We start from the raw sequence: 12,255 nt of genomic DNA, 5'->3' as shown, positions 1-12,255 counted from the left end.
CATGCGGACGGCGGTGGTGCGGATCGGGGTCGACCCGGCGGGTGGTCTGACCGCCGAGCAATTGCGCAGCGGTAAGGCCGAATTGGTGAGGCTGGCCGCGGAGACCGATGCCCGGGTGATCGACAACGGTCTGGAGTATTCGCGGGAGGCCGAGATCCTGATGGATGGCACGGATACCGCAGTCCTGCAGCAGCGGGCGCTGGCCATGTGCGCGGTCGCCTTCGGCACCGATCCGGTCGTGGGGGTGCTGACCTTCGTCAGCCACGGTACCGATGACGACGCGCACGGCGTACTGGCGGGTTTCGGGTTGACGGGTCAGGTGCGCCGCCATCCCAGCGGCCAGGGTTGGGACGTGGTGGAGGTGACGTTGAGCCGAGCCGATCTGCGCCGGGTGCCGGAGAGTCGGATTCACACCGCGCTGGAAGCCTCGCTCAACAGCGAGGTGCGCATCGTGGCAACCTGAGTCCGTCAACGCAGGAAGTCCAGGATCGGCGGCGCGGCCTGCACCCAGGTGTCGAAGAGGCAGAACGTCTTTCCGCCACTGCGGGCGAACTTCTCACCGGCTCGCTCCCAGGCGTCCTCCGGCCAGGGCGGATCGATCAGCGTCGAGTCCTTGATCAGGCAGCTCACCTCCAACGAGGTGCGCTTTGGGTGGTCCCAGTCGTTCTCACCGCCCCGGATGATCAGAGTGGGCACGGTGATGTTGTCGAACATCTCGTCGGGCACGCCGGGAATGGTCTGGCCCGGCTTGGGCACGAAGGCGTTGAGCCAGCGCCGCATGACCTTCAGATAGGCATCGGCATCGAGGGCGAGCAACCGCTGCCGATTGTCCGGGTTCTGGTCGACGCGCTCGCGCCATTCGGGCACGTTCAGCAGCCCCTCGGTGCCGAGGCCGCGGACGGCGAGGATGCTGGGGACCACGTAATGCCCGCCAAGCACAAAGGATCCGTAGACACCCCCGACGATGTTCCACACCACCAGTTTCCGGACGACCTCCGGGTACAGCATCGCGGTGAGCATCGAGTCGCGGGCCCCGCCCGAGCCGCCAAGGACGATGACCGGGCCGTCGTGTACCGCCGTGACCAGCCTGTGCAGCGTCTCGGCGCGCATGTGCGATTCACTCTCGCCGTAGAACTGCACCGCGGACTTGCCGCAGTTGGGTCGGTCCCACAGCAGCACCCGGTAGCCGCCGGCCACCAGCGCCTCGGCGAGCGGCCGCAACCCGGGGATGTCCTTGCTGAACCGGCCACCCGGGGTCAGTGCGATCAGTTCCCCGGTATCGCCGAGGATCTCGTAGACGACATCGCCGCCGTTGATCTCGATGGACTGTTCACCGGGGCCCAGGGTCAACCCACTCATGCGGTTACCTCGCAGGCTCGGTTCCCGCACTCCAGATCCATGATTCGTTCGCAAGCTTCACTCTGAGTCATGATTCGTTCGCAAGCTTCACTCATGCCTGCACCAGGACATCGTTGCCGACCACCCGCACCGGGTAGGTGCGGATGCTCCATTCGGGCTTGACCGCGGTGGTGCCGGTGGCCAACTCGAAACCCCACTGATGCCAAGGGCAGAAGATGAACTCCTTGTCGCGCACCATGACCGAATCTCCTGGCACGTTCTCGTCGACGATGTTGAGTCCGCGCGCACGGCCGGCACACAGCGGGCCACCCTCATGCGGGCAGTAGTTGGCGATCGCATAGAACGTGCCGTTGACGTTGTACACCCCGACGCCGTGGCGGCCGATCGGGACCAGTTTGTGTGCGCCGTGCGGGATCTCGTCGACGGTGGCGACGATGTGTTCACGCCCCTGTGCCAACCGCGGGGCCTGCCCCGGTTCGAGGTGGGTTGTCTTCTCTTGCTCCATCGGTCAGAAGACCCTGACCTGGCCCTCGAGCGCCGGCACGGTGTCCGGCACATTTCGGTAGGTGGCCTGCGCGTTGCGGAACATGATTGGTTCGCGGGCGTGCTCGGGCAGGTGCTTGACCAGCCAGCGTGGATCGTCGAAGGTCCAGTGCGGGTAGTCGCTGCTGAACAACAGGATCTTCTCGCACTCCATCCATTCGAAGGCCCGGGTCAACTCGGTCTTGTTCTCCGGATAATCCAGTGGCTGGGTGGTGAACTTGATGTGGTCCTTCACGTACTCGCTGGGTTTGCGCTTGATCTCCACCCAGGACTTGCGGGCCTGGTACAACGCGTCCATCCGCCACATCAGCGGCAGGATCCAGGTGAAGGCGTGTTCGACGAAGACGATCTTCAGCGTCGGATGCCGGTCGAAAGTGCCATCGAAGATCAGGCTCATCACCTGGTTGGCCGCCAGCAGCGAGTAGGTGACCATGAAATCGTGGTTGTAGCTGGGCAATCCGACCGGAGGCATCGGCAACTCGTCGAAGTGGCTCCGGGAAAGGTGACAGCTGACCGGGATGTCGTGCTTGGTCGCGGCGGCCCAGATCGGGTCGTACTTGGGGTTGCCCCACGACGGTCGCGGTTCGGCCTTGATGAGTATCTGGGACATGTAGGGGTGATCGGCCCAGTTCTCGATCTCCTCGACGCTGCGTTCCGGTTCCTCGATCGCCAGGCATATCGAGCCCCGCCATCGCTCGTGCCAGTTGTTCTCGCTGTCCAGCCAGTGGTTGGCCTGCCAGTGGTTGAGCGCCACCGACATCGCGTGCTGAGCTTCTGGGATGCGCGCCGGGTACGCGGCAGGCTCCAGGATCGCGATATCCGCACCGGCCTCCATGATCAGCTGCTTGAACGCGAGTTCGGGATCGCTGCAAGCGAATTCGCCATCATCGGGAAAGGCATCCAGGCGCATCGCGTAGGAGTGCGCATAGTCGGGGGCGTCGTAGTAGATCTGGTCGCCGACCTTATGGGTGCCGAAGTACTTGCTGCGCCACGGCTCCGGGATGTACTGGCCGAGGTCGCCGGAGCGTGGCGCGGGATGGACATCGGAGTCGACGCAGCGCACCCCGATGCGTTCGGCGGCGGGCACCCGGGCATTGGCGGTGGTGGTCATAGGCGTGCCTCCTCGTTCGCGATTGCCCCGACTTCGATCCCGTACAGCGCAGCGGCATTGCGCCAGCACAACTTGTCGCGCTGCTCGGCGCTGTAGGCGCCGGGCACGCTCAGTTCGTTGAGCTGCCAGTGTGGATAGCTGGAGCCGTACATCACCATGTCATCTTTTCCGGTGAAACCGGCCCATTCACCGGCGAATTCGACGTCACCGGGGCCGTCGAGGCTGCCCTCGACGAAGAACACATGTCCGGGCAGATAATCGCTGGGCATCTTCGGCGCCCACGGGGTCTGCTCCAGATGGGGCCGACCGAAACAATCCATTCGCCAGATGAACGGGGTCAACAGGTCGGCGGCGCCGTCGGCCCACACGAACTTCAACTCCGGCCAGTTTTCGAACACACCCTCGGCGATCATGTTCATCAGGTGATAGAGGAAATTCAATGCGGTGAAGCCGACGTACTGCTCGTAGGTGCGGGTCAGCCCGTTCGGGGTCGGCGGCAGCATCACTCCGGAGCCGACCTCGAAATGCACGGCCACCGGTAGGCCTGCGTCGACGGCGGCTTCCCAGAGCGGCCAGAATTGTGGTTTGCCGTAGAGCTCACGGGACTGCAGTGGGATTCCGAGCTGAACCACGCGCGGATGGTCCTTGTACTTCGCTATCTCACGTAGCGCCCCGGCGATATCGTCCGGGTTCACCCGGACGGTGCCGCGGAAGCGCTCGCCGAACTCGGAATGCTCGAGCCAGCGGCTCACCATCATCTCGTTGTGCGCGGCGGCCAGTGCGGTGCCCAGGTGGCGATCGGGCATGATGCCGCGGGTCATCGGGTGCAGGATCGCGATGTCGACGCCACGGTCGGTGAATAGATGCTGCGCGGCGACCGCGGGGTCCGAGCCCGGGTACCGACCATCGGGACCTTCGGTGCGAGGAGCATATTCGCCACCGGGTGCGCCGTACCAGTCCATTTCGTAGTCCGGGAATCCGCGGCTGCGGAAGGGTTCCTGCAGGAAGTTCTTGCGCAGGTCTTTGTTCGACTCGACGAAGATGTGCACGCTGGTATCGATCACGGGTGTGCGCACAACACCGCCGGCACCGTCGGGCAGGTCCCTCATGACATCAGTGTAGATCGTTGTTCTTCGATAGCAAGAATAATGTTCTCAGGCCGTCCGATTCGCATCCCCGCTGGTAGCAATGATCAAGGACTGTCGGGGTGACCCACTGGCCCCAAGTCTGCGGTGATGCTTGGTGAGAATGATGCATCGCAATATGAGAATGGTATTCTCGCACGGACGGAACAAGGGAGAGGCGGGAGGTGCCGGATGCTTCTGGAGTTCGACGCTGATCAGCGGCTTTGGCAAGAGACGGTGCGCGATGCGGTGGACAAGCAGTGCCCGCCTTCCTTGGTGCGCTCCATTGCAGAGGGCAAACATGACGGTGCCGAGCCACTGTGGCGCTCCTACCTGGAGGCGGGCTGGACCGAGTTGACCGATCCCGATAACGCGGTCGAACTCGCGATAGTGCTGGAGCAACTGGGCCGCGCAACCGACCCGACCCCGTTCCTGGCCACGCTGTCCCAATTCGCGCCGCTGGTCGGTGATCGGTTCGATCCGCACACCGCGGGGGCGGCGGTCTACGACGGTGTCAGCGCGAACTGGTCGGTCGACGGTTGGGTCCTCGACGGCACCTCCAAATTCGTCCTCGACGGTGACCGCGCCGAGCGGCTGGCGGTGGTGGCCCCGGCCGGAGTGTTCGTCATCGATGCGGGCGTGGCCGCGCGCCGGCGCCGCGACGTGTTCGATCCGGTGTTGCACGTGGCGGAAGTGAGCTTCGATTCCGTGCGGGTCGAGGAGTCCGACCGGTTGGACCTGGACCCGTCGGACACCCGCGCACTGGTCGAGAATGCCCGGCACATCGCGCTGATGGGCATGGCGATCACGATGGTCGGTGCCTGCCAACGGGTGTTGGATCTGGCTCTCGATCACGCCAAGAGCCGCTATCAATTCGGTGTGCCGATCGGCTCGTTCCAGGCGATCCAGCACAAGGCGACCGATATGTACGTGGCGATCGAGCGGGCGCGGGCGCTGTCCTACTTCGCCGCGCTCACCATCGCCGCCGACGACCCGCGCCGCCGGATCGCCGCTGCCATGGCCAAGGCCAGCGCGGGAGAGTGCCAGACCCTGGTGTTCCAGCACGGGCTGCAGACCTTCGGAGCCATGGGCTTCACCTGGGAGAACGACCTTCAATTCGCGCTGAAACGCGCCAAGGCCGGCGAGCTTCTGCTCGGCGGCGCCGCGCAACACCGCGCTCTCATCGCCGAGGAGTTCGATGCAACTCGAATTTGATCCCGAAGTCGAGGAGTTCCGTGCCGAGTTCTCGGCTTTCCTCGACGAACATCTGCCCTCCGCAGCGCAGACGTTGGAGCGTCCGCGCTCGGTCTCGCACATGCCGCAGTGGGCCCGCGACTGGCAGCGACTGCTGTTCGACAACGGCTGGCTGCTGCCCGCTCAGCCCCCCGAATTCGGCGGCCGCAACGCCACGGTGTTGCAGACCTACGTGCATTTGGAAGAACTGTGCCGTCGCCGGATCTACCACAGCTTCAACCCCCAGGGCGTCAACATCATTGCCGCGTCGCTGATCTCGTTCGGCAGCGAGGAGCAGAAGCAGAAGTGGGCGGTCCCGGTGCTGCGCGGTGAGAAGACCGCATCGCTGGGCATGAGTGAGCCCAGTGCCGGATCGGACCTGGCCTCGTTGCGCACCAAGGCAGTTCGTGACGGTGACGATTTCGTGGTGAACGGACAGAAGGTGTGGACCTCCGGTGCCCACGATGCCGACTGGCTGCTGACGTTCGTACGCACCGATCCGGATGCGCCCAAGCACAAGGGAATCAGCGTCCTGATCATCCCGACCGACATCGAGGGCGTGGTGTGCCGACCGTTCGCCGACATCTGCGGCGAGGGCAACAAGGATTTCAACGAGGTCTTCTTCGCCGATGTCCGGGTGCCCGCCGAGAACCTCGTCGGGCCGCTCAACGGCGGCTGGAAGGTGGCCAACGGCTCCCTCGGACACGAGCGCACCATGATGTGGCTGGGCTTCGCCGACCGGATCGCCAACTCCATCGGCGACTTCACCCCGTCCACTCCGCTGGAACGCGATCAGCTTGCCAGCACCATCATGGACTACCAGGCACTACGGCTGCTCGGATCGGTCGGGCTGGCGAAGGCCGCCCGCGGTGAGGTCGACGTCGCGTCGGTGTCGGTGCCCAAGCTGCTCGGCGCCGAGGCCGAGTTGCGGGCATCGAACAATGCGCTCGTCGCCGCCGGCGCCGAGGGGTTGATCCATCCGTCGTTCAGCGGTCCGTACGCGCACATGAATCTGGACCACTACTACGCGAGCTGGTTCGAGCGGTACGCCCGCAGCTTCTCGGGCACCATCGCCGGTGGCACATCGGAGATCCAGCGCAACATCATCGCCCAGCAGGTGCTCGGCCTGCCGCGCGGCTGAGGTCGCGCGGCGGCCCTACCTGGGTTCAGCCGAAGCGCGCGTTCATCCGAGTCGGCTGAACCCAGGTAGGTATCTCGTCGTCGCGGGCTACCCGGCTTCAGCCGAGACGCAGCACACACCGATGCGGCTGAAACCAGGTCACCGCGCAAGACGACGTCATACAGAAAACGTCCCGCCCTCCGGACCGGAGGGCGGGACGTTCTCATGTTCTGCGGGTCAGTAGTTGTTGCAGGTACCCGCCAGGTTCTGCACGGCACCCAGGTAGCTCGCAGCGCCCGGGTAGGCGGCGATCTGGTTGACCGTGTTCTGCCGCTCGGCGGGACCGGAGGACAGGAAGGTCCGCAGCATCCCGAGAGCCATGGGCTGAGCGTTGAACTGGGCGGCCAGGTCGGGCTGCTGGGCGTTCATCGCGGCCATCACCTGGTCATACGTGCAGGTCGTGTTGACGACATTGCTGAGGTCGGGCTGGGCAGAGGCGATCCCGGCCGACATCGGCAGCGCTACTGCGATCCCGCCGATCACGACGGCCAGCTTCGTGCGCGACACCTTGAGCATGTGGTTTATACCTTTCCCCACCCGACTGATTCGGGCGACATCCTCCTTGTCGTGGAGGGCATCTGATTTGTTACACATCTTTGTGATCAAAAGGCTAACAGGATCGCCGTTGATCCATGCAAGTCCTTTACCCGGCAGCAACGCTGCCAAAACGGCAGCTCATTCCCGCCGTCGGTGGGGGCGGCGGCGGGTCACTTCCAGTCGATGACGGCCTTTTCCTTACGCTCGGTGATCGGCCGGGCCAGCTCCTGCTCGTTGCAGATGCGCTGCAGGTTGTCCAGCGTCTCGTCCAGGCCGGGGCCCTGCCGCTTGCCCGGGGTGAAGGTCGCGGGCAGGTTGCGCATGCCCTGGATCACCCCGATGGTGTCGTAGTGCACGGTGCCCTCGGGGTCGCACACGTAATCCGGCATCCGGTCCAGCACGGCGGTCAGCATGGACTTGAACACCGTGCGGGCCACGTTGGAACCGACGCAGCGGTGCACTCCGATCCCGAAGCTGAAGTGCCGGTTGCCCTTCCGGTCCATGATCAGCTCGTTGGGCTGGTCGAAGACCGCGGGGTCGCGGTTGGCCATCGCCCAGGACAGCCACAGCCGCTCGTACTGCTTGAACTGCTGTCCCTCGACCTCGACATCCTCGGCAAAGGTCCTGCCATCGCCCGGAGCGGGGGTGAAAAAGCGCAGGAACTCCTCGGTGGCCGGGTTCAGCAGCGTGTCGCGGTCGCGGGAGAGCCGCTCGCGCTCGTCGGGATGTTCCCCGAGCCACTCCAGGGCGTGTGCGGTCAACGCGGTGGTGGTGTCGAATCCACCACCGATGACCAGGCCCAGGTTGCCGAGGATCTCCATGTCGGGCGCCGGCTCGCCGTCGATGCGCAGCTGCAACATGGCGTTGACCAGGCCCGGTCGTGGATTCTCACGGATCTCCATCATGTTGGTGATGATGTCGATGCCCATCTCACGGTGCTGCTCGTTGATCTTCTCGCGTTCCGGGGCGTGCTCGGGGGTATAGACCGAAGCGTGGGTGGGCTCGCTGTAAACCTGCCACTTTTTGAGATCCAGGCCCATCATGGCCAGCGTGAACACCGCGGGCACCACGTTGGCCAGGTGGTCGACGAAGTCGATGCTGCCCGACTCGATGTGTTCGTCGAGTGCGGCGCGGGTGATCTCGTCGACGAACGGTTCCCAGCGTTTGATCGCGGCGGGGGACAGGTAGGGGTTCAGCGCGCCCCGATAGGCGCTGTGCTCGGGCTCGTCCATCTCCAGGATGCCGCCGCGCACCACGGTGGCACGGCTGGCCTTCGGGATGGTGATGCCCTTGAACGGCGTCTCACCGGAGATGTCGTGATGGTTCGACACCGCCGGGCAGCGGGCGAGCTCGAAGACATGCTTACTGTCGGCGGCAACCCAGTGCCCGTCGTAGACGTCGGTCCACGCCAGCGGGCACTTGGACTGCATCTCCTCGGTGATCTTCTCGAATTGCAGCCGATATTCCGGGGTGTGCCGGTCGAAGTGGTAGGTGTTCTTCTTGCGGTCCTCGTCGGCCGAGATGTCATCGATGGTCATTGCTTGCTTTCTTCGTGGCCCATTTTTCATGGCGTTGTCGGGTTGGGCGGCAGCGTCATTCGATGATGATGGCCTGCTCCGGACAGGAGTGGACGGCCTCGCGGACCGCGTCCTCCTGGTCGGCGGGCACCACATCCGAGGCGGGTGAGGCATGCCCGTCGACATCGTCGAGTTCGAACGCGTCGGGCGCGATCATCGCGCACAGGGTGTGGCCCTGGCAGCGACTTCCGTCAACCGAAACCTTCACTGGATCAGCCCCTTTCGGTTCTCTGCTGAAAGCATCAGACGTGGTAGTCGTACCACTTGAGGTAGCCACCGGCGTCGACCCGCAGCTGCATACCGGTGACGAACCGGGATTCGTCCGAGGCCAGCCACAACACGGCGTTGCTGATGTCCTCGGGTTCGATGTAGTTGACCTTCATGGCCTGTTGCACGCTGAACACCGGCTCGGCGTCGGCGCGGGTCGGGTTCTCCAGGTCCGGACGGAACGAGCGGTACATCGGCTCGCTCTGCAGCATGTCGGTATTGCAGTTGGTCGGATGGACCACATTGGCGCGGATGCCCCGCACGGCCAGCTCGGTGGCCAGGTAGTGCACGTACTCCGAGATCAGCCGCTTGCTGACCATGTAGCCCATGCCGCCGGGATCGTTGCCCGGATTGGGTTTGTTGTGTGCGTCCATCAGGGCCGCCGCCGAGGCCGTCGCGATGATGGAAGCGCCCTCGTTCAGGTGCGGTAGCGCGACCTGGATGGCATTGATTGTGCCGACGAAGTTGGTGTTGATGCCGTCGGTCCATGCCTGCATCCCCGGCTGGCCCTTCATTGCGGCGATACCGGCCTGCGCGACGACGATGTCGACCTTGCCCAATTCGGCCAGCCCGGCGTCCAGCGCCGTCCGAAGCTCGGTCTCGCTGCGCACATCGGCTTGGGCGGTGACGATGCGGCGACCGGTCTTCTCGACGTAGTTCTTGGTCTCCTCGAGATCCTCGGCGGTGGCCATCGGGTAGCCGACGGTGTCGTAGTTCCTGCAGATGTCGACGGCGATGATGTCAGCGCCCTCTTCGGCGAGCCGGATCGCGTGGCTGCGGCCCTGGCCGCGGGCAGCGCCGGTGATGAAAGCGACCTTCCCGGCAACCCGGCCTGCGCTGCTTGCTGTCGTACCCATGAATAGCCCTCTCGCTTTCAGGTGTTCCGGCCGCCGTTGACGCCCAGGATCTGTCCGGTGATGTAGCCGGCCTCCTCGGAGATGAAGAAGGCACAGGCCGCTGCGATGTCCTCGGGTCTGCCCATCCGGCGCACCGGGGTCTGCTCGATCTGCTTGGCGGTGTCGCCGAGGAAGCCCCGGTCTTCGGCCTTGCGCAGCATCGGGGTGTCGATGAAACCGGGGGGTACGGCGTTGACGGTGATACCCATCGGGCCGTACTCCAGTGCCAGCGATTTGGTCAGGCCGTTGACCGCCGACTTGGCCGCGACGTAAGGCGCCATGAACGGCTGGCCCGAATGCGTGCTGGACGACGAGATGTTCACGATCCGACCCCAGCCGGCCTCGACCATGCCGGGCAGCACGGCCTGGATGCAGTGGAAGGTGCCGTTGAGGTTCACGTCGATGACACGCTGCCACTGTTCGAACGAGGTGTCGGTGAACTTGCGGAAGCTGTCCAGGCCGGCGGCGTTGACCAGGATCGTGACGGGACCGAGCTGGGCCCGGATGGCCTCCAGCGCGGTATCCACGGCAGCCCGGTCGGTCACGTCGGCGACGAACGCGTTCGGTGTGTCCGATGGGCTCAGATCCAGGATGGCGACGTGGTAGCCGTCGGCGCGCAGTCGGTCGGCGATGGCCTGCCCGATACCCGACCCGCCACCGGTCACGACAGCATTCTTCACCTGCGAGCCTCCTAAGAATCAGCCTTCCGATTATGAGAACGCTACTCTCGGTCGGGTGCCCATAGCAAGACTCGGAGTCTCGAATGTCCGCACGCGCAATCGAGCATCGGTGGCTGTCGGGTGCGTTCGACTAGCGTGGCTAGGCTTTATTGCGTTCTCATACTTCGGATGTAGTATTCGCGTTCGATGAGAATGAAATTTCCATCACAGTGAGGAGTCGAATGTCCGAGATGGCCACGATCACCGCCAAACGGATGCTGATCGACGGAGAGTTGGTCGAGACCCGCAGTACGTTCGCATCCGTCAACCCGGCAACCGGTCAGGTGCTCGGACACGCCCCCGACGCCTCCGTGGCCGATGCGGAAGCGGCTGTCGCTGCAGCCCGGCGGGCCTTCGACACGTCGGGCTGGGCGACCGATGTCGCACTGCGTATCCGCTGCCTCGAACAGTTCCACGCCGCGCTCGTCGAAAACCGTGACGAGTTGGCGGCGCTGACCATTGCCGAGGTCGGGGCCACACCCGCGCTCACCCAGGGTGCTCAGCTCGACCAACCCATCGCGATCGTCGAGTACTACCTCAACCTGTTGCGCGACTATCCCTTCACCCAGGACCTCGGCAACGTCGAGAGTCGCGGGATGCAGCACCATCGCTGGGTCGAGAAGGAGGCCGCAGGCGTGGTGGCGGCAATCATCGCCTACAACTATCCAAATCAGTTGGCACTGGCCAAACTGGCGCCTGCCCTGGCCGCCGGGTGCACGGTCGTCCTCAAGGCCGCGCCGGACACCCCGCTGATCACCCTTGCCCTCGGTGAGTTGATCGCCGCCCACACGGACATCCCGGCCGGCGTCGTCAACGTCATCAGCGGTGCCGAACCCCGGGTCGGCGCGGTACTGACCACCAACCCGGATGTCGACATGGTGACCTTCACCGGGTCGACGCCGACCGGACGCGCGATCATGGCAGCGGCAAGCGGCACCTTGAAGAAGGTGTTCCTTGAGCTCGGCGGCAAGTCCGCGGCGATCGTTCTCGATGATGCCGACTTCGGGACGGCGGCGCTGTTCTCCGCGTTCAGCATGGTCACCCACGCCGGACAGGGCTGCGCGCTGACCTCCCGGCTGTTGGTGCCGCGCAGCCACCATGACGAGATCGTGGAACTGGTCAAGACCAACTTCGGGCATGTCCGCTACGGCGACCCCAACGAGCCGGGCACGTACATGGGACCGCTCATCAGCGAGCGGCAACGCGACAAGGTCGACGCCATGGTGCAGCGCGCCGTGGCGGCCGGGGCGACGCTGGTCACCGGTGGCGAGAAGAAGGGGCCGGGCTACTTCTACACCCCGACACTGCTGACCGGGGTGGACCCGGACAGCGAGATCGCTCAGGAAGAGGTCTTCGGTCCCGTTCTTGCGGTGATCGCGTACGACGATGACGACGACGCGGTGCGGATCGCCAACAACTCCATCTACGGCCTGTCCGGTGCGGTGTTCGGCAGCCAAGATCGCGCCCTCGCGGTGGCCCGCCGGATCAGGACCGGCACCTTTTCGATCAACGGCGGCAACTACTTCAGCCCCGACGCCCCCTTCGGCGGGTTCAAGCAGTCCGGTATCGGCCGCGAGATGGGCACGGCCGGACTCGAGGAGTTCCTGGAGGCCAAGACCTTCGCCGTTCCGGTGGTGGGCGCATGAGCGGAGCTTGCGGAGCGAAAAATGCAGTCCCATTCGGGGACCGAGCCTGCGAGGTGACCGCAT

13 protein-coding genes are annotated in these 12,255 nt (G+C 64.8%); 4 read left to right on the top strand and 9 right to left on the bottom strand.

The features are described 5' to 3' along the window. Position 1 precedes the first annotated feature (1 nt). On the top strand, positions 2 to 463 hold the full coding sequence (locus IC40_RS0106000) for a hypothetical protein (RefSeq protein WP_030133837.1): 462 nt from the start codon (positions 2 to 4) through the stop codon (positions 461 to 463). A 5-nt stretch (positions 464 to 468) separates the two neighbouring features. Here the strand turns inward: IC40_RS0106000 and IC40_RS0105995 are convergent, their stop codons facing one another. The 4 genes from IC40_RS0105995 to IC40_RS0105980 all read right to left on the bottom strand — a co-directional run bounded on the left by IC40_RS0105995 (position 469) and on the right by IC40_RS0105980 (position 4,122). Further along, positions 469 to 1,359, bottom strand: coding sequence for an alpha/beta fold hydrolase (locus IC40_RS0105995; protein ID WP_030133836.1), 891 nt, complete (start codon positions 1,357 to 1,359; stop codon positions 469 to 471). 91 nt (positions 1,360 to 1,450) lie between these two features. Next, positions 1,451 to 1,864: a Rieske (2Fe-2S) protein gene (locus tag IC40_RS0105990; RefSeq protein ID WP_030133835.1), complete on the bottom strand. Its 414-nt coding sequence runs from the start codon at positions 1,862 to 1,864 to the stop codon at positions 1,451 to 1,453. Between the two features lie 3 nt (positions 1,865 to 1,867). Beyond that, positions 1,868 to 3,013: an amidohydrolase family protein gene (locus IC40_RS0105985; RefSeq protein WP_030133834.1), complete on the bottom strand. Its 1,146-nt coding sequence runs from the start codon at positions 3,011 to 3,013 to the stop codon at positions 1,868 to 1,870. After that, the gene (locus tag IC40_RS0105980; protein WP_030133833.1) at positions 3,010 to 4,122 is read right to left on the bottom strand and encodes an amidohydrolase family protein; all 1,113 of its coding nucleotides are present in this window, start codon (positions 4,120 to 4,122) and stop codon (positions 3,010 to 3,012) included. The genes IC40_RS0105985 and IC40_RS0105980 overlap by 4 nt, the downstream gene beginning before the upstream one ends. Before the next feature lie 207 nt (positions 4,123 to 4,329). On the opposite strand from IC40_RS0105980, the gene IC40_RS0105975 reads away from it, so the two are divergent. Next, positions 4,330 to 5,352, top strand: coding sequence for an acyl-CoA dehydrogenase family protein (locus IC40_RS0105975; RefSeq protein WP_030133832.1), 1,023 nt, complete (start codon positions 4,330 to 4,332; stop codon positions 5,350 to 5,352). After that, the gene (locus tag IC40_RS0105970) at positions 5,336 to 6,511 is read left to right on the top strand and encodes an acyl-CoA dehydrogenase family protein (RefSeq protein ID WP_030133831.1); all 1,176 of its coding nucleotides are present in this window, start codon (positions 5,336 to 5,338) and stop codon (positions 6,509 to 6,511) included. Before IC40_RS0105975 ends, IC40_RS0105970 begins: the two co-directional genes overlap by 17 nt. Positions 6,512 to 6,727: 216 nt before the next feature. Here IC40_RS0105970 and IC40_RS0105965 read toward each other — a convergent pair whose 3' ends face one another. The 5 genes from IC40_RS0105965 to IC40_RS0105945 form a co-directional block, all read right to left on the bottom strand. After that, the gene (locus tag IC40_RS0105965) at positions 6,728 to 7,066 is read right to left on the bottom strand and encodes a hemophore-related protein (protein WP_030133830.1); all 339 of its coding nucleotides are present in this window, start codon (positions 7,064 to 7,066) and stop codon (positions 6,728 to 6,730) included. 191 nt (positions 7,067 to 7,257) lie between these two features. Beyond that, the gene (locus IC40_RS0105960; protein WP_030133829.1) at positions 7,258 to 8,625 is read right to left on the bottom strand and encodes a cytochrome P450; all 1,368 of its coding nucleotides are present in this window, start codon (positions 8,623 to 8,625) and stop codon (positions 7,258 to 7,260) included. Positions 8,626 to 8,680: 55 nt separating this feature from the next. After that, positions 8,681 to 8,872, bottom strand: coding sequence for a ferredoxin (locus tag IC40_RS0105955; protein WP_030133828.1), 192 nt, complete (start codon positions 8,870 to 8,872; stop codon positions 8,681 to 8,683). A gap of 34 nt (positions 8,873 to 8,906) precedes the next feature. Next, complete coding sequence (locus IC40_RS0105950) at positions 8,907 to 9,788, bottom strand: mycofactocin-coupled SDR family oxidoreductase (RefSeq protein WP_030133827.1); 882 nt, start codon at positions 9,786 to 9,788, stop codon at positions 8,907 to 8,909. A 17-nt stretch (positions 9,789 to 9,805) separates the two neighbouring features. After that, positions 9,806 to 10,507, bottom strand: coding sequence for an SDR family NAD(P)-dependent oxidoreductase (locus IC40_RS0105945; RefSeq protein WP_030133826.1), 702 nt, complete (start codon positions 10,505 to 10,507; stop codon positions 9,806 to 9,808). Between the two features lie 221 nt (positions 10,508 to 10,728). Here IC40_RS0105945 and IC40_RS0105940 point away from each other — a divergent pair, with 221 nt between their 5' ends. After that, positions 10,729 to 12,192: an aldehyde dehydrogenase family protein gene (locus IC40_RS0105940; RefSeq protein ID WP_042510019.1), complete on the top strand. Its 1,464-nt coding sequence runs from the start codon at positions 10,729 to 10,731 to the stop codon at positions 12,190 to 12,192. Positions 12,193 to 12,255: the final 63 nt, after the last annotated feature.

It is taken from the genome of Mycolicibacterium neoaurum ATCC 25795, assembly GCF_000691525.1.
Taxonomy (GTDB): domain Bacteria; phylum Actinomycetota; class Actinomycetes; order Mycobacteriales; family Mycobacteriaceae; genus Mycobacterium; species Mycobacterium neoaurum.
This window is presented reverse-complemented; position numbering and strand designations above follow the sequence as displayed.

Coding starts and splice junctions, on each gene's coding strand:
- IC40_RS0106000 (WP_030133837.1), top strand. CDS start 2: ATGCGGACGGCGGTGGTGCGGATCGGGGTCGACCCGGCGGGTGGTCTG.
- IC40_RS0105995 (WP_030133836.1), bottom strand. CDS start 1,359: ATGAGTGGGTTGACCCTGGGCCCCGGTGAACAGTCCATCGAGATCAAC.
- IC40_RS0105990 (WP_030133835.1), bottom strand. CDS start 1,864: ATGGAGCAAGAGAAGACAACCCACCTCGAACCGGGGCAGGCCCCGCGG.
- IC40_RS0105985 (WP_030133834.1), bottom strand. CDS start 3,013: ATGACCACCACCGCCAATGCCCGGGTGCCCGCCGCCGAACGCATCGGG.
- IC40_RS0105980 (WP_030133833.1), bottom strand. CDS start 4,122: ATGAGGGACCTGCCCGACGGTGCCGGCGGTGTTGTGCGCACACCCGTG.
- IC40_RS0105975 (WP_030133832.1), top strand. CDS start 4,330: ATGCTTCTGGAGTTCGACGCTGATCAGCGGCTTTGGCAAGAGACGGTG.
- IC40_RS0105970 (WP_030133831.1), top strand. CDS start 5,336: ATGCAACTCGAATTTGATCCCGAAGTCGAGGAGTTCCGTGCCGAGTTC.
- IC40_RS0105965 (WP_030133830.1), bottom strand. CDS start 7,066: ATGCTCAAGGTGTCGCGCACGAAGCTGGCCGTCGTGATCGGCGGGATC.
- IC40_RS0105960 (WP_030133829.1), bottom strand. CDS start 8,625: ATGACCATCGATGACATCTCGGCCGACGAGGACCGCAAGAAGAACACC.
- IC40_RS0105950 (WP_030133827.1), bottom strand. CDS start 9,788: ATGGGTACGACAGCAAGCAGCGCAGGCCGGGTTGCCGGGAAGGTCGCT.
- IC40_RS0105940 (WP_042510019.1), top strand. CDS start 10,729: ATGTCCGAGATGGCCACGATCACCGCCAAACGGATGCTGATCGACGGA.